Origin of the sequence: Skermania piniformis (assembly GCF_019285775.1) — a bacterium.
GTDB lineage: Bacteria > Actinomycetota > Actinomycetes > Mycobacteriales > Mycobacteriaceae > Skermania > Skermania pinensis.
The window spans coordinates 3,661,334-3,678,247 of sequence record NZ_CP079105.1 but is presented as its reverse complement, the minus strand read 5'-3'; the positions used below and the strand labels follow the sequence as shown (position 1 = coordinate 3,678,247).

At 67.3% G+C, this 16,914-nt stretch carries 15 protein-coding genes; 12 read left to right on the top strand and 3 right to left on the bottom strand.

The annotated features are described in order from the left end of the window. Window positions 1–26: 26 nt before the first annotated feature. Window positions 27–1,718, top strand: coding sequence for a DUF262 domain-containing protein (locus tag KV203_RS17135; RefSeq protein WP_066474224.1), 1,692 nt, complete (start codon window positions 27–29; stop codon window positions 1,716–1,718). Beyond that, window positions 1,705–2,925 carry a type II toxin-antitoxin system HipA family toxin gene (locus KV203_RS17130; protein ID WP_066474221.1) on the top strand — a complete coding sequence of 407 codons (1,221 nt, stop codon included), beginning with the start codon at window positions 1,705–1,707 and terminating at the stop codon, window positions 2,923–2,925. Before KV203_RS17135 ends, KV203_RS17130 begins: the two co-directional genes overlap by 14 nt. Here KV203_RS17130 and KV203_RS17125 read toward each other — a convergent pair. From KV203_RS17125 to KV203_RS17115, 3 genes are read right to left on the bottom strand one after another with little or no spacing between them, the layout of a single operon-like run. Then, window positions 2,903–4,453 (bottom strand): long-chain-fatty-acid--CoA ligase, encoded by a 1,551-nt coding sequence (locus KV203_RS17125; RefSeq protein ID WP_066474218.1) that lies wholly within the window; start codon window positions 4,451–4,453, stop codon window positions 2,903–2,905. The two genes, KV203_RS17130 and KV203_RS17125, sit on opposite strands and share 23 nt — an antisense overlap. Window positions 4,454–4,458: 5 nt before the next feature. After that, a complete protein-coding gene (locus KV203_RS17120; protein WP_066474215.1) occupies window positions 4,459–5,565 on the bottom strand; it encodes an acyl-CoA dehydrogenase family protein in 1,107 nt (368 codons plus the stop codon). 18 nt (window positions 5,566–5,583) lie between these two features. Then, entirely contained in the window at window positions 5,584–6,762 is a 1,179-nt protein-coding gene (locus tag KV203_RS17115) for an acyl-CoA dehydrogenase family protein (protein ID WP_066474212.1), read from the bottom strand. 127 nt (window positions 6,763–6,889) lie between these two features. Here KV203_RS17115 and KV203_RS17110 point away from each other — a divergent pair, with 127 nt between their 5' ends. The 10 genes from KV203_RS17110 (at window position 6,890) to KV203_RS17065 (ending at window position 16,911) form a co-directional block, all read left to right on the top strand. After that, window positions 6,890–7,081, top strand: coding sequence for a ferredoxin (locus KV203_RS17110; protein WP_066474210.1), 192 nt, complete (start codon window positions 6,890–6,892; stop codon window positions 7,079–7,081). Between the two features lie 77 nt (window positions 7,082–7,158). Then, a complete protein-coding gene (locus tag KV203_RS17105) occupies window positions 7,159–8,025 on the top strand; it encodes a 3-oxoacyl-ACP reductase (protein ID WP_066474316.1) in 867 nt (288 codons plus the stop codon). 67 nt (window positions 8,026–8,092) lie between these two features. Beyond that, window positions 8,093–8,857, top strand: a complete 765-nt coding sequence (locus KV203_RS17100; protein WP_066474208.1) for an MlaE family ABC transporter permease — start codon at window positions 8,093–8,095, stop codon at window positions 8,855–8,857. A 4-nt stretch (window positions 8,858–8,861) separates the two neighbouring features. Next, window positions 8,862–9,716 (top strand): MlaE family ABC transporter permease, encoded by an 855-nt coding sequence (locus KV203_RS17095; RefSeq protein WP_066474206.1) that lies wholly within the window; start codon window positions 8,862–8,864, stop codon window positions 9,714–9,716. A gap of 3 nt (window positions 9,717–9,719) precedes the next feature. Further along, the gene (locus KV203_RS17090; protein ID WP_066474194.1) at window positions 9,720–10,886 is read left to right on the top strand and encodes an MCE family protein; all 1,167 of its coding nucleotides are present in this window, start codon (window positions 9,720–9,722) and stop codon (window positions 10,884–10,886) included. Then, entirely contained in the window at window positions 10,883–11,905 is a 1,023-nt protein-coding gene (locus KV203_RS17085; protein ID WP_066474192.1) for an MCE family protein, read from the top strand. Before KV203_RS17090 ends, KV203_RS17085 begins: the two co-directional genes overlap by 4 nt. Continuing rightward, window positions 11,905–12,975, top strand: coding sequence for an MCE family protein (locus KV203_RS17080; protein WP_066474313.1), 1,071 nt, complete (start codon window positions 11,905–11,907; stop codon window positions 12,973–12,975). Before KV203_RS17085 ends, KV203_RS17080 begins: the two co-directional genes overlap by 1 nt. Then, entirely contained in the window at window positions 12,972–14,258 is a 1,287-nt protein-coding gene (locus KV203_RS17075) for an MCE family protein (RefSeq protein ID WP_066474191.1), read from the top strand. The genes KV203_RS17080 and KV203_RS17075 overlap by 4 nt, the downstream gene beginning before the upstream one ends. Continuing rightward, window positions 14,255–15,487 carry an MCE family protein gene (locus KV203_RS17070; RefSeq protein WP_066474189.1) on the top strand — a complete coding sequence of 411 codons (1,233 nt, stop codon included), beginning with the start codon at window positions 14,255–14,257 and terminating at the stop codon, window positions 15,485–15,487. Before KV203_RS17075 ends, KV203_RS17070 begins: the two co-directional genes overlap by 4 nt. Next, window positions 15,484–16,911, top strand: a complete 1,428-nt coding sequence (locus KV203_RS17065; RefSeq protein ID WP_066474180.1) for an MCE family protein — start codon at window positions 15,484–15,486, stop codon at window positions 16,909–16,911. The genes KV203_RS17070 and KV203_RS17065 overlap by 4 nt, the downstream gene beginning before the upstream one ends. Window positions 16,912–16,914 lie beyond the last annotated feature (3 nt).

Genomic DNA, 16,914 nt, shown 5'->3' with positions numbered 1-16,914 from the left:
CTGTAGGGCGTAGGGAGGAGCCCGATATGACCAGCGCCGACGTCCGTACCGGCGCCCGCACGATTCCGCTTCCCGAACTGGTCGATCTGGCCTGGTCCGGGCGAATTCGAGTCCCGCACTTCCAGCGAGACTTCCGTTGGGGTCGTGCGGACGTGATCCAATTGATGGACAGCGTTCTGAAGGGCTATCCGATCGGGAGCCTGTTGCTGTGGGAGCGTCCGGCGCCTGCGCAACGACTTCGACTCGGGGCGATGAGTATCGATGCTCCGGCGGTAGACAATGCGCTGTGGGTGGTCGACGGTCAACAACGGGTCACCAGCCTTGCAAATGTCTTGACCACCGAGCGCTCGGACGACCTGCGGTTCAACCTGGGATTCGATCTGAAGACCGCGAGCATCGTGCCGTTGCCGACAATCGAGGACCCGCAGGTGATCCCGTTACCGGTGATGTTCGATCTCAGCGCGGTGCTCGAATGGTTCGCCGAACACCCCGAATCCGGACAGCGCGAACGCGACATAGCATTCGGATTCGCTCGCGCTCTCCACCAGCTCGCTATTCCCGCATATCAGGTGGTGCACGACGACGTCAGCGTGCTGCAGAACATCTTCGACCGGATGAACAACTCCGGGAAGCGGCTCAGTCGGGCGGAGGTGTTCTCGGCCCTCAATGCCGGGACCGAGGAGGACAGCGAGACCGGGCTCTCCTTGCAGCGCATCGCCGAGGATATCGACGAGCAGATGCACTTCGGCCGGATCGATGACGACACGATCCTGCAATGCGTGCTTGCCCGCCGCGGTCCGGATACGCGTCGGGAGATTCGTTCGGAGTTCGATCCGCAGCGGCGAGGTGCTGGCGACTTTCCGGACGAGGGTCGGGAGGAGGCCTACGAGCGGGGGCGGGATGCGTTGGAGAAGGCCGTGCGGTATGTCATCCGCGCCGGCGTTCCGCACTTCACCATGCTGCCGTATCGGTACCTCCTGGTCGTCCTTACCCGGTTCCTCGCGCACAATGCAGAGCTGCGCCCGGCCAACGAGCGGCTGCTGGATCGCTGGTTCTGGCGTGCCGCAGTGGCCGGTCCGTACATCATTCGTGGCGGTACGACCAGTATCGGTCGTACGCTGACCGGCAAGATCGATCCGGTGCGTACCCACGAGTCGCTGATCGGATTGCTGGCGGTGGTGGGTGAGGCCGAACGGGAGGCTCCGGACCCCGATCGATTCCGGACGAACGAGGCCGCTGCCAAGATCATATTGTGCCACTGGTGGAGTCTGGGTCCCCGTCGGCCGGACACCGGCGAGGAGTACACCCGCGACGACCTCGCCTCCGCTATCGGAGCGAGCAGCACGGCTGCGGACGCGGTTCCGGCAATATTCGGCCGTTCGGCGGTGCCGGCAAGTCAGAGCTCGTGGGCCGCGAATCGGGCTATTATGCCGGTGCTCGACGAGGCAACGCCGCACGTGAGCGAGCTGCTGCAGCGCAGGCCGGTCGGGATCTCGAACGAGACGTGGCGCGCGGTCTTGGACTCGCACGCGATCACCCCGGATATCGAGGCGGCGCTACAGCGCGACGATGTGCCGGAATTTCTCCGGCTGCGCCAGCAGCTGATCGTCGACAATTTGGCGTCTTTCCTCCGCCGGCGATGCGAGTGGGGATTCGAACACACGCCGCCACTCGATCAGCTGGTCATCGACGACCAGACCGGCGATGACGCTTCCTGAGCGGTACCACGGGGTCTGGCTTCGGGACCTCCGCGTCGGAACCTTGATCCAACGGGGTGACTACACCCGGTTTGTGTTGTCCGACAGTTACTTGGCGGATGTCGATCGGCCGGTGCTCGGTCTACGGTACGAGCAGGACCTGACGGCGGCGCATTCCGCCGCGCTCCGGCTCCCGCCGTGGTTCTCGAATCTGCTGCCGGAAGGTCGGCTACGGGATTGGATCGCCGCCGAGCGCGGCGTGTCGGCGCAGCGGGAGATGGAACTGTTGACGCAGGTGGGCCACGACCTTCCGGGCGCTGTCCGCGTCCGGCCGGTGGAATCCGCGGCGGCTTCGGGTGAGTGGCCGGAAGAGTTCGTCGACGAGCCGAGCAGTGGTTCAGCCGAGCATCGTTTGCGGTTCTCGCTGGCCGGCGTGGCACTCAAGTTCTCCATGCTGGCCGACGGCGATCGGCTGACGCTGCCGGCGGTGGACGAGCGCGGTGACTGGATCGTCAAGTTGCCCGACCGGGTCTACCCGGATGTTCCCCGCAACGAGCTGACCATGATGCGGTTGGCGGCGGCTGTCGGGATCGAGACACCGGCTGTCCGGTTGGTGCATCGGGATGAGGTTTCGGGACTGCCGGAGCGGGTTTGGCCGGACACCGAGCAGTGGGCGTACGCGGTCGAGCGGTTCGATCGGACCGCCGAAGGTGACTTGGTGCACATCGAGGACCTGGCACAGGTGCGGAACTTCTACCCGGACGACAAGTACCTGGGCAGCTACGAAACGGTCGGTGCGCTGTTCTACCGCGGGCATGACGCCGCCAGCCTGCGCGAGTTCGCGCGACGGCTGACGCTGGACATTCTCATCTCGAACGGCGACGCGCATCTGAAGAACTGGTCGTTGATCTATCGTGACGAACGCATTCCGCAGATCTCGCCGGCCTACGATCTGGTCTCCACCCGGTACTACATGGGGGAGGAGGAACTCGGCCTGCGCTTCGGCGCGACCAAGCACTTCGATCGAGTGCGACTCACCGACTTCGATCGCTTGGAGCGCCGGCTCGGTGTCGAGCTCGGACTGGCCGATGTCGGCCGCGAGACGATAGAGCGGGTGCTTGCGCGGTGGCCCGAGGTCGGTGAGTCGTTGCGGCAGAACGCAGCACTGCACGCCGATGTCACGGCCGGCATCCACGATCGCGCAGTCAGCCTGCGGGCTTCTCGGTGACAGCCGCCTCGAGGGGCTGGTAGCTGCCGTCGCGCCATTCCCAGATCGGGTCGTCGGTGTCGAGACCCTGAGTCTGGAGTTCGCGGACCGCGACCTTGAACGTGGCGGTCTGCGGCAGGTCGGCGGCGATCCGGACGTAGCGGGGCCGTTGCTTGGGACCGAGGTCGGGCTGTGCGGCCAGGAACTCGGTGAGCATCGCGGGGGTCAAGGTGGCGGCGACCACGGCCGCCGCCGCCCGATCGCCCCCGTCCGGGTCGGGCACGGCATACACCGCCGCCCGTTCGATTGCCGGGCAGCGAACAAGGATTCGTTCGATCGGGGCGGTGCCCAGATTCTCCCCGTCCACCCGCAACCAGCCCGATGTGCGCCCGGCGAAGTACACATACCCCTGCTCGTCGAGGTAGCCGAGGTCGCCGCTGTGGTAGCGGCCGTCCCGCATCCGTTCGGCGTCGGCGGCCGGATCGCGGTAGTAGCCGGCGAAGAAACCGGGTCCGTCGGTGTTGACCAACTCGCCGATCACGCCGGGCGGGCACGGCCGGCCGGCTTCGTCGAGCACCGCTACCCCGGCCGGTAGCCGGCCCAGCGCGCCGGGCGGTGCGGTCGGGTCCGGCGGGATTCCGATGCCGCCTTCGGACGAACCGAACGCGTCCAGCATCAGCACGCCGAACCGTTCGCCGAAGCGTTGCGATACCGCGGCCGAGGCCTCGTTTCCGTACATCATCCGCAACGGATTGTCCGCGTCGTCCGGGCGTTCCGGCGTTGCCAGGACGTAGGCCAGCGGTTTGCCGACGTAGTTGGCGAACGTGGCGCCGAACCGGCGGACGTCGGCCAGAAACGCCGAGGCCGAGAATCGGCGCCGGATGGCCAGGTTGGTCCCGCCGGACAGCGCGACCGACCAGCCGGCCATGATCGCGTTCGAATGGAACATCGGCATGGTCAGGTAGACCGTGTCGGCCGCGCCCAGACCCATTCGTTCGGCCAGCACGGCGCCGGGAAAGCCGACCTTGTCGTGGGTGCACCGCACCGCCTTGGGTTCGCCGGACGTGCCGGAGGTGAAGACCAGCATCAGCAGATCGTCCGGGGTGGCCGGGACCGGGTCGTAGCGAGCGCCGGCGTGCGGTGCCAGCTCCCGCGCCCACTGCGCGGAATCGATCCGGAGCACCGGAACACCGAGGTCGAGGCCGGCGAGCAGTGGTTCGTACCCGGCCTCGGTCAGCACCAATTGGCAATCGGTGCGGGCGATGTCGCGGGTCAGCGCGGTGCCGCGGCGGGTGGTGTTCAGCCCGACCAACACCGACCCGGACAGGGCCGCGCCGATCAGCAGGGCCGAGAACTCCGGTGAATTGTCGGCCAGTACGCCGAAGTGCGGCGGACGAGTGGGGTCCAGCCGGGCGCGCAGCCAGGCTGCTCGCCCGGCGGCGCCGGCTACGTGGTCGGCCCAGGACTGGCTGGAGTCCTCGAATCGGACGGCGATGTCGTGCCGGTCGCGGACCCGGTTCAGCAGTTCGGTGACGGTCGTATCGACCACCGCGATCAGGCCGGAACGTCGGCGAGGATGGTGCCCAGTCCGCGCAGGTGATCGGTGGCGCCGCCGAGCGCGAACTCGTTGTGCTTGGCGGCGGTGAAGTAGCGCTGCACGATGTGGTCGGTGTCGATTCCGACGCCGCCGTGTACGTGCACGATCGTGTGCGATACCCGATGTCCGGCGTCGGCTGCCCAGAACTTCGCGGTGTGTACCTCGGCCTCGGCTGGTAGTCCCGCGGCGAGCCGCCACGCGGCCTGCCACATGGTGAGCCGCAAACCTTGCACGTCGATGTAGGCGTCGGCCAGGCGTTGTGCTACCGCCTGGAAACTACCGATCGGACGATCGAACTGGATGCGCTCGCGTGCGTACTCGCTGACCAGCTCCAGTCCACGCTCCAGCGTGCCGAGCTGGGTGGCGGCGATGCCGACCGACAGCCGGGCGAGCAGTCGGCCGATCGCTTCGGTGCCGCGGTCGAGCGGGCCGACCGGCTGGGCCGCCGCTGCGGCGAAATCGACCTGGGACTGCGCGGATTCGTCGACGACCAGTTCCCGGGTCACCGTCACGCCGGGCGCGCCGGTCTCGACCAGGAACAGCGCCGGCCCGGCGGCGGTGCCGGCGGTGACCAGCAGGTGGGACGTGAGCGCCGCAAACGGCACGGTGATCTTCGTTCCGGTGAGCAGCCAACTCGGACCGTCGGCAACCGCGGTCGTGGTGGGTTGCGCAGGGTCCCAATTTTCCGCTTCGGCCAGCGCCACACCGAGAATCGTTTCGCCGGCGCCGGCCCGTCGGGCGAGCTCGCGCTGGGTGGTGTCGCCGAACTCGGCCAGGGTATCGGCCGCGCCCACTATCGAGGTTTGATAGGGGACCGCGGCGACATGTCGACCGAGTTCGCGTAGCACCGACATCTGTTCCAGCAGACCGAATCCGCCGCCGGCCGGTTCCGGAAGCGCGGCCCCGAGCACCCCGGCGGCGGCGAGCGCGGACCACAGTCGGTCGTCGAATCGGTCCGGCGCGCTGTCCAATTCGCGCTGTCGTTCGGCAGTGACCAGCTTGCCGGCGATCTCGGCGGTCAGCCCGGCCAGGTCGCGTTGTGCGTCGGTGAGGGTGAAATCCACAGCAGAAGCCTCTCGTCCCTAGCGTTTCGCCGGCGGCTGACCCAGTGCCGCCATCGCGATGATGTCGCGCTGCACCTCGTTGGTTCCGCCGCCGAAGGTGAGGACCAGGGCCGCCCGCTGCATCCGCTCGATCCGCCCGCGGAGCACCGCGCCCGGCGAGTCCGGCCGCAGGTACGCAACCGGGCCGAGCACTTCCATCAGCAACCGGTAGGCCTCGGTCGCGAGTTCGGTGCCGTAGACCTTGCACGCGGATGCGTTCCACTTCTGCAGGCTGTCCCCGGACGAGACGATCTCCCAGTTCAGCAACTTCAGGTACTCGACCTTCGCGTGCACCCGGGCCAGATTGATCTGCACCCATTCCTGGTCGATCACCCGGGAGCCGTCGGGCCCCTTCGTCTGCTGCGCCCACTCGCGCACCGCACGCAGCGAGGTCTGCAGCGATGCCGCGGACGTCAATGCGACGCGTTCGTGGTTGAGCTGATTGGTCATCAGCCCCCAGCCACCGTTCAGTTGCCCGACGATTGCGGTGGCCGGGACCCGGACGTCGGAATAGTAGGTGGCGCTGGTGTCGACACCGGACATGGTGTGGACCGGGGTCCAGGAGAAACCCGGCGTGTCGGTCGGCACGATGAAGACCGTGATTCCCTTGTGTTTCTTGGCATCCGGGTCGGTCCGGGCAGCCAGCCAGACGTAGTCGGCATAGGCGATCAGGCTGGTCCACATCTTCTGACCGTTGATCACATACTCGTCGCCGTCCCGTACCGCGGTGGTGCGCAGGCCGGCCAGGTCGGTGCCGGCGCTCGGCTCGGAGTAGCCGATCGAGAAATGCAGCTCGCCGGCCGAAATCCGGGGCAGGAAGAACTGCTTCTGCTCGGCGCTGCCGAACGCCATGATCGTGGGCGCGACCGTGTTGATGGTCAGAAACGGGACCGGGGCCCCGGCGACCGCGGCCTCGTCGGAAAAGATGAGCTGGTCGATCATCGGCCGGTCCTGGCCGCCGTACTCCGCGGGCCAGCCGAGGGTGAGCCAGCCGTCGGCGCCCATCCGGGCGACCACGTCGCGATAGACCGAGCCTGCGCCCATCTCGCCGCCACTCGCGGTCAGTGCTGCGCGCCGCTCCGGGGTGATCAGCTCGGCGAAGTAGCTCCGCAACTCTTCCCGGAGCTGCTGCTGTTCGGGGGTGTAGGTGATGCGCATCGGCGACCTCTCCTGCGGCGGCGAGCCAGCCACCGCGAATGTGGCCGGAGCCGGTGTTCCGATCATTGCACACCACATGGAACAGGTTCTAGTCTTGGGACGCCATGCGACGGTAAGGGGCGCTCAGATGAAGATCGAAGTGGACTGGGACAGATGCGAGGCCAACGGGGTGTGCGTGCTCCTCGCACCGGACCTGTTCGAGCTGGATGACGCAGACAACCTGCAGTTCGCTGCGGACGGCGTGCCGGCCGACCAGGAGGGTGTGCTGCGCGATGCGATCGCCCAGTGCCCGCGCGCGGCACTCTCGGCGACCGACTGACCCGAAACCCCCTACGCGGAGTGAGAACACGTTCTAGAGTCGGCGCCGTGAGCAGCGACAGCACGTCCCTGGACGGGATGACCGCGATCGTCACCGGGGCCGGTGCCGGACTGGGGCGGGCCGAGGCGCTGGCGTTGGCCGGGGCCGGTGCCGGAGTCGTGATCAACGATCTCGCGGACGAGGCGCTGGCCGGCACGGTGGCAGCGATCCGGGAACTCGGCGCCGAGGTGGTACCGGTCGCCGGCGACATCGGCGAACGGGCCACGGCCGACCGGCTGATCGAGGCCGCGCAGCGCTCCGGCGGCCCGCACATCGTGGTCAACAATGCCGGCCTGGTGCGCGACCGGATGCTGTTCAACATGACCGACGACGACTGGGACCTGGTCGTGAAGGTCCACCTGCGCGGCCACTTCCTGCTCACCCGCAACGCCGCGGCGCACTGGCGGGCAGCCGCCAAGGCCGCGGGCAAACCGATCTACGGCCGCCTGATCAACACATCGTCGGAGGCGGGACTGCTCGGGCCCGAAGGGCAGGCCAACTACGGCGCGGCCAAGGCCGGAATCACCACGTTGACGCTGTCGGCGGCGCGGGTGCTGGCCCGATACGGGGTGCGGGCGAACGCGATCTGTCCCCGCGCCCGGACCGCGATGACCGAAAGCGTCTTCGGCGCGGTCGGGGTGGGTGCCGATCCGCTCGACCCCGCGCACGTTGGCACGTTCGTCAGCTACTTGGCCTCGCCGGCAGCGGATTCGGTGAACGGGCAGCTGTTCGTGGTGTACGGCGGCATGGTCGCGCTGCTGGCCGCCCCGACGGTCGAGCAGCGGTTCGACGCGGTCGAGGGAACGTGGACTGCGGCGGATCTGGCCGACCGACTGGGGGGCTACTTCGCCGACCGGGATCCGAACCGGACTTTTTCCGCTTCCGATGCGCTGCGGTTGAGCTAGTGCGTCAAAGCTCCCCGCAATACTCCGCTGATCGGCCAGGATGGCCGGTGAGTGAGGAGGTGATCAGATGAACGACGTCCTTGCCGTCCCGCTCCGCGCGGTCGGCGGCTTCTTCGAATTGGTCGTTGCCACCGCCCGGGCCTCGCTGCGCCGGCCGTTCCAGCTGCACGAATTCATCGAGCAGTCCTGGTTCATCGCCCGGGTGTCCATCGTGCCCACCGTGCTGGTCGCCATCCCGTTCACCGTGCTGGTCAGCTTCACGCTCAACATCCTGTTGCGCGAGATCGGCGCCGCCGATCTGAGCGGGGCGGGTGCCGCGCTCGGCGCGATCACCCAGGTCGGCCCGATTGTGACCGTGCTCATCGTGGCCGGTGCGGGCGCGACCGCCGTGTGTGCCGATCTCGGCGCGCGGACCATCCGAGAAGAGATCGACGCGATGCGGGTACTGGGCATCGACCCGATCCAGCGCCTGGTGGTGCCGCGGGTGTTGGCCTCGATGTTCGTCGCGCTCCTGCTCAACGGCCTGGTCTGCACCATCGGCATCCTCGGCGGCTTTCTCTTCTCGGTGTTTCTGCAGGACGTCAATCCCGGGGCGTTCGTCAACGGCCTGACCCTGCTCACCGGTTTTCCCGAGTTGATGATCTCGCAGGCCAAAGCCGGATTGTTCGGGCTGATCGCCGGGATGATGGCGTGCTATCTGGGGCTGAACGTGAAGGGCGGCCCGAAGAGCGTGGGCGACGCGGTGAACCAGACCGTCGTCTTCGCGTTCATGGCTCTCTTCGTGGTGAACGTCGTGCTCACCGCTATCGGCATCAAGCTCACGGCGAGGTGACGAGATGGCGGTAGCAGTGGTATCGCAGCGGTATCCGCGATTGATCGGTCGGTTGAACCGGAGTTCCCGGTCGCTCGACTCGATCGGCGATCAGGCGTTGTTCTTCGCCCGGGTGTTGGGGCAGATGCCGCGCGCGTTGGTGCGGTACCCGCGCGAGACGGTGCGACTCATCGCCGAGATCAGCATGGGCACCGGCGCGCTCGCGGTGATCGGCGGCACCGTCGCGATCGTCGGGTTCCTCACCCTGTTCTCCGGCGGGACGATCGCCGTACAGGGCTACAGCTCGCTGGGCAATATCGGCGTCGAAGCGCTGACCGGCTTCTTCGCCGCGTTCATCAACGTGCGTATCGCCGCCCCGGTGATCGCCGGGATCGGCTTGGCGGCCACCATCGGGGCCGGTTCGACCGCTCAGCTCGGCGCGATGCGGATCTCCGAGGAGATCGACGCACTCGAGGTGATGGCCATCCCGTCGATGCCGTACCTGGTCAGTACCCGAGTGCTCGCCGGGATGATCGCGATCGTGCCGCTGTACTCGCTCGCGGTGATCGCCTCGTTCGTGGCCAGCCGATCGGCGACGGTGTTGCTGTACGGGCAGTCGCCCGGCGTATACGACCACTATTTCAGTACGTTCCTCATCCCGACCGACATTCTCTGGTCGTTCGTCCAAGCGATCGCGATGGCCATGGCGGTGATGCTGATCCACACCTACTACGGGTACAACGCCAGCGGCGGTCCGGCCGGCGTCGGCGTCGCGGTCGGCAACGCGGTGCGCGCCTCGCTGGTCACCGTGGTCACGATCACCTTGCTGATCTCGCTCGCCATCTACGGCACCTCCGGCAACTTCAACCTCTCGGGATAGTCGGTGAGCAGCGGAACGAAGAAGTTGGCCGGCGCGGCGTTCGTGCTGAGCCTGGTCGCGATAGTGGTGGTCGCCCTCGGCATGTTCCGCGGAGCGTTCACCTCCACCGTGCCGATCACGGTGACCGCGCCGCGCTCCGGGCTGGTGATGGACCCGGACGCGAAGGTGAAGTTGCGGGGTGTGGAGATCGGCCGGGTCGCGTCGATCTCCCAGGTCGGCGACGGTGCCGAGATCGAGCTCGCCATGCAGCCGGACAAACTCTCCCTGCTCCCCGCCAACGCCCTCGTCGACATCCGCTCGACCACGGTGTTCGGCGCCAAGTATGTCAATTTTCGGATCCCCGCCCGGCCGTCGACCGATCGGCTGACCGCCGGATCCACGGTGCCGGCCGACGCGGTCACCGTCGAGTTCAACACTCTGTTCCAGCATCTGTCCGATCTGCTGGCGAAGATCCGGCCGGAGAAGCTGAACGCCACCCTGGGCGCACTGGCCGAGGCGTTGAACGGGCGCGGAGCCACGCTCGGCACCCTGCTGACCACCGCCGACACCTATCTGGCCGACATCAACCCTTCGCTGCCCGCGCTGCAACGCGACTTCACCGCCGCGGCCGAGGTGACCAACCTTTACGCCGACGAGGCCGACAACTTTCTGCGGGTGGTGGACAACGCCACCGCGATCGGAAAGACCGTCGTCGACGAGGATCAGGCGTTGGACACGTTGCTGCTCAGCGTGATCGGGCTCGGCGATACCGCGAACTCGGTGCTCACTGCGAACGAGCGCGACCTGGGCACCGCACTGGATCTGCTGGAACCGACCACCGGCCTACTCGACGAGTACCACCCGGTGCTGACCTGCCTGCTGGTCGGGCTGTCCACCGCGCTACCGACCGCCGAGAAGATCTTCGGTGGCGATCAGGAGGGTCTCGCGTTGAACGCCGGGTTCACCTACGGCGACAAGCCCTACACCTATCCGGACAGTCTGCCGAAGGTGAACGCGACCGGCGGCCCGAACTGCCACGGATTGCCGTTCCCACCGGAAGGGCACACCAACTACGTGGTGACCGACACCAGCGAGGGGGCGCCGTTCGCGCCGAACACCCGGCTGACGCTCAACGCGCCCAAGGTATTCCAGCTGTTGTTCGGCGGCGTCTATCCGGGGGTGCCCGGATGAGGAATACCGCGACCACGGTGAAGCTGGGCATCTTCGCCGTCGTCATGACGGTGATCTTCACCGGCCTGGCCATCGTGTTCAGCCAGGTCACGTTCTCCCGAACCGAGGGATACCAGGCGGTGATCACCAGCGCGTCCGGCCTGCGCAGCGGCGACAAGGTGCGGATCGCCGGCGTGCCGGTCGGGTCGGTCGGCAAGGTCCGGGTCGGGTCGGACAACTACGCGCACGTCGACTTCGATGTGGAGGATCGATACACGCTGCTGCAGAGCACCCGAGCGACCGTGCGGTACGAGAATCTCGTCGGCGACCGCTATCTGGAGTTGCTCGAGGGACCCGGCTCGCTGGCCCCGCTGTCGGCCGGCTCGACCATTCCGACGGAACGAACCGCGCCCGCACTCGACCTGGACCTGTTGTTGGGCGGATTCAAGCCGTTGCTCCAGGGGTTGGACCCGGGGCAGGTGAACGATCTGACCGCGGCGCTGATCCAGGTCTTCCAGGGGTCCGGCGAAACCTTGGTGTCGTTGTTCTCCAGCACCGGCTCGTTCAGCAAGACCTTGGCCGACCGGGATCAGCTGATCGGCAGCGTGATCACCAATCTGAATCAGGTGCTGGCCACCATCGACGCGCGCGGTGACCAGTTCTCCTCCACCTTGGATCAGCTGCAGCAGCTGGTCAGCGGGCTCGCCGCGGATCGGGACCCGATCGGTGCCGCGCTGCCGCGGTTGGCCGGGGCGACCGGTGACCTGACCGAACTGCTCCAAGCCGCCCGGCCGGACCTGCAGAACGACGTGACTCAGCTCGGCAAGGTGTCGACCCAGCTCGACGACGGCAACGAGCACATCCAGTGGGTGCTCGACCAGTTGCCCGGCACGTTCCGGAAGCTGGTTCGACTCGGCGCCTACGGCTCGTTCTTCCAGTTCTATGCGTGTCAGACGCAGATCAAGTTCACCGTGCCCGGCGCCGGAAACCTGATGCTGAAAACGCCGGGTCCCCAGACGACGGGCAGGTGCGCGCCCTGATGGCGGACAACTCCGCGAAGCTCGTTCGGGCCGGCGTCATCGGCGTGACGCTGGCGATCGCGATCGTGTTGGCGACGCTGCGCTACGACCAGCTGCCGTTCATCCGGTCCGGCGTGGTGTATACCGCCGATTTCGCCGACGCCGGCGGATTGGCTCCCGGCGACCGGGTCGAAGTCGCCGGGATCAAATCCGGCCAGGTGGAGAAGATCCAGCTGGCCGGCGACCGGGTGCGGGTGCAGTTCGTGGTGGACGAGTCGATTCCGCTCGGCGTCGACACGCGGCTGGCGATCAAGACCAACACGGTGCTCGGCCGCAAATCCTTGGCCGTGTCCCCGGCCGGGCCGGGAGCCATCGATCGCGACGACACGGTCCCGCTGGAGCGCACCGAGTCGCCGTACTCGCTGAACGATGCGCTCGGCGACCTGACGACGACGGTGACCGAGCTGGATACCGATCGGGTCAACCGATCGTTGACCGCGCTGTCCGACGCGTTGGCGAACACCCCCGCGCCGCTGCGGTCGACCCTGGACGGGGTAACCCGGTTGTCGCAGACGTTGAACAATCGGGACGCCGCATTGCGGGAGCTGCTCGCCAAGGCGCAAAGCGTGACCAAGGTGCTCGCCGACCGGGGTGGGCAGATCAACTCCCTGCTGGTCGACGGCAACGCGTTGCTCGCCGAGCTGGACTACCGGCGTACCGCGATCAGCGAACTGATCACGAACATCTCGTCGGTGTCACAGCAGCTCAGCGGGCTGGTGCGGGACAACGAGGAGCAGCTCGGACCGGTGTTGGACAAGCTGAACAAGGTCCTGGACCAGCTGGAACGCAACAAGACGAACCTGGCTCAGACGCTCGACGGGCTGGGTCCGTACGCCACCGCGCTGGGTGAGGCCGTGGGCAGCGGGCCGTACTTCCAGGCGCACGTCGCGTACGCGGCCATGCCGACGATTCAGGCGCTGGTCGATGCCCTGGTGCGGCCGGAGAACCTGCCGAAGTCGCTCTACGACTACCTGCTCAACCCACCGCCCAGCATCAACCCGATCCCGGGAGGAGGGGTGTCCCCACCGTGAGTGCTCGACTTGCCCGCCCGTCTCGGCGGGCCCTCGCCGTGGTCGCGGCCGTCGTGGTCGCCGCGCTGGTCGCCACGGCCGGCTACCAGCTCTACCAGCGGACCTCGTACCACCGGTACACCGCCTACTTTTCCTCCGGTGTCGGTCTCTATCAGGGCGACGACGTGCGGGTGCTCGGCGTGGACGTCGGCAAGGTCGACCGGATCGAACCGCAGCCGGGCCAGGTCAAGGTCACGATGTCGGTCCGCTCCGAGGTCGACGTGCCCGCGGACGCCCGGGCGGTGATCATCGCGTCCTCGCTGGTCTCGGCCCGATTCGTGCAATTGGCACCGGCGTACACCGGTGGGCCGACGATGGCCGACGGTGCCGAGATTCCGCTGAACCGCACCGCGGTGCCGGTCGAATGGGACGACATCAAGAGCGAACTGGCTCGGCTGGCCACCTCGCTCGGCCCGGTGGGCGACGACAAGCAAGGGTCGTTCGGTCGGCTGGTGGACGTCGCGGCGAACAATCTGGACGGCAACGGCACCAACCTGCGTAACACGGTCCGCGAGCTCTCGCAGGTGTTGCAGACCTTCGCCGACGGTCGCTCCGATCTGTTCGGGACGATCCGCAACCTGCAGGCGTTCACCGAAGCGCTGTCGAACAGCAACGACCAGATCGTGCAGTTCGGCGGTCGGCTCGCATCGGTTTCCCAGGTGCTCGCGGACAGCTCGGATCAGCTCGGCCGGTCGCTGGACGACCTGGATGTGGCAATCGCCGATCTGCAGCGGTTTCTCGAGACGAACCGGGGTGTGCTCGGTGAATCCGTGCAGCGGCTCGGCGCGGCGACCGCGGTGCTCGCGGAGAAGCGCCCGCAGCTCGAACGGGTGCTGCATCTCGCGCCCACCGCATTGCAGAACTTCTATCAGATCTACAAACCGGCCATGGGGTCGCTGACCGGTGTCGCGATCGTGCCCAACTTCCGCAATCCGGTGAACTTCGTGTGCGGTTCGGTTCGTTCCTTGCAGGACGACGACTCGGATCGCAGCGCCGATCTGTGTGCCCAGATGCTCGCGCCGGCGCTGAACTCGCTCCTGATGAACTATCCGCCGTTGCTGACCAACCCGGTCGGCGGGATCGGGGCGTTCCCCGATCAGCTGGAGTACAGCCCGGCGGAGTTGTCCTCGCGGGCGCAGCCGGCAGCCCCGGTCGCGGCTGCCCCGGTCGCGGCGGCAACTCCGGGGCCGCCGACCGTCGTGCCCGACCTGGGCGCCCTGCTCCTGCCCGGAGGTGGACGATGACCGGGCTGTTCGGTCGGGCGGTGCGGCGCCGCGGAATCGTGGTGCTGGCGGTCACGCTCGGGTTGGGCGCGACCGGATGCGAATGGAACGGGCTGAACTCGCTGCCCCTGCCCGGCGCGGAAGCAACCGGGTCCGACGCCTACCACGTCAAGATCCAGATGCCGAACGTCACCACGCTGACCCGCAACTCGCCGGTGCGCGTCGACGACGTCGTGGTCGGCTCGGTCAGCGACATCGCGGTCGAGGACTGGCATGCGCTGGTCACGGTCGCGTTGGATCCGTCGGTCGAGCTGCCGGCGAACGTGTCGGCCAAGATCGGCCAGACCAGTCTGCTCGGCTCGAACCATCTGGAGTTCGTCGACCCGGACCGGCCACAGGGACGGTTGCACGACGGCGACATCATTCCGCTCGCTCGAGCCGGCGTGTACCCGACCACCGAGCAGGTGTTGTCCTCGCTGTCGGTGGTGCTCAACGGTGGTGGTCTCGCACAGTTGCAGGACATCACCCGGGAGCTGAACACCGCCTTGGACGGCAAGGCGCAGGACGTGAATTCGTTGCTGACCCGGCTGAACGAGCTGACCACCAGCTTGGACGAGCAACGCGGCGACATCGTCGCGGCGGTGTCCGGACTCGACCGGCTGACCGACACGTTCAATCGGCAGACCGGCACGATCGAGAATGCGCTGGACGGTATTCCGCCCGCGTTGGAGGTCTTGGTCCGCGAGCGGCCGAATCTCACCGCCGCACTGACCAGTCTCGGCACCCTGAGCGACACCGCCTCGCGGGTGATTCGGACGTCCGGCGACGATCTGCGGGCCAACCTCGGCCATCTCGGGCCGATCCTGCAAGCACTGGCCGAGACCAACGAGCACCTGGTCAACTCGCTCGGCGTACTGATCTCGTTCCCGTTCCCGTTGCGGAACCTGGATCACACGATCAAGGGTGACTACGCGAATCTGATGATGACCGTCGACTTCAGCGCGGCCCGGTTGGATACGAACTTCCTGACCGGGACGTCGCTGGGCGGTTCGTTGGGCGGCATCGAGGGCATCCTCGGCAGTGCGGCCGGGGTGGCCGGGCAGGCCCGAAATCCGGTCGAGGCGCCCCTCCAGGTGCAGCCGACGGCTCCGGCGGCGCCGGGAATTCCCGGATTGCCGGCGATCCCGGGCCTGCCCGCGATCCCGGGGATCACGGCGCCGGCGGCGGAGCAAGGAGGTCCGGCCCGATGATGCTTTCCCGGTTCGTTCGGATTCAGCTGATCATCTTCTCGATCCTCACCGTGGTCGGGTTGGTCGTCATGTCGGTGGTGTACGTCCAGCTGCCGGCGATGTTCGGGATCGGTCGTTATCAGGTGACCACGCAGTTGGCCGCGACCGGCGGGCTGTATCCGCACGCCAACGTCACCTATCGCGGCACCAACGTGGGCGAGGTCGAGGACGTTCGGCTCACCCCGGCCGGGGTCGATGCGATCCTGAGCATCGACAGCGACTACAAGATTCCGGCGGATACCCACGCGTCGGTCAAGTCGGTGTCGGCGATCGGCGAGCAGTACGTCGATCTGATCCCCACCGGAGCGGATTCCGGACCCGATCTGGCCGACGGCGACGTGATTCCGGAAGACCGGACGACGCTGCCGCAGGATGTCGGTCCGCTGCTGGATCAGGCCGACCGGCTACTGGCCGGAATCGCGGACACCCGGCTGGAAACGGTGATCGACGAGGCGTTCGATGCGTTCAACGGTTCCGGCCCCGACCTCGGTCGGTTCATCGATTCGGCGCAGCTGTTTCTCCAACAGGCCAGCGCCGATGCCGAACCGACGAAACAGCTGATCGATCAGCTCGGGCCGCTGCTGGACACCCAAACGGCATCGGCCGATGCGATCCGCTCGTGGACCCGAGATCTGGTGACGGTGACCGACCAGCTGCGGGCCAAGGACCCGCAGTTGCGATCGATCATCGAGCGCGCCCCCGGAGCGACCACCGAAGCGCAACAGCTGTTCGAGGACCTTCGGCCGACCCTGCCGCTGCTGCTGGCCAATATGGTGAGCGTCGGACAGGTGACGACGATCTACCACAAGGGTCTGGAGCAGATCCTGGTCGTCTACCCGGCGTTGGTGGCGGCGCTGAAAACGGCGATTCGGGGTGACGCGGCCGCGGTCAAGGAAGGCGCGATCGTGGACTTCATGCTGGAGACCAACGACCCGCCGCCGTGTGTTACCGGATTTCTGCCGGGCAGCGAATGGCGGGACGGCTCTCAGGTCGATGTGATCCCGACCCCGGACAATCTTTTCTGCAAGGTCCCGCAGAACGCCGTGGAAGACGTGCGTGGCGCCCGGAACACGCCGTGCATGGAGTTCCCGGGTAAGCGTGCGCCGTCTCCGGAGGTGTGCCGGAGCCCCGAGGGATACGTCCCGCTCGGCACCAATCCGGCGTTCGGCGACCCGCAACCGGTGCCCGGGGGCCAGCTTCCCACGGCTCGGACCGCACCGGCCGGGTATGAACCGGGCTCGGCGGCACGCCAGTACGACGCCGCCACCGGGATATTCGTCGGTCCGGACGGGCGCACCTACACTCAACCGGGAGTGGCGCCGGGCGGTGGCGCCGTGACTCCGGCAAGCTGGCAACAGATGATGAGCGATCAGCAGGGCAGATGACCG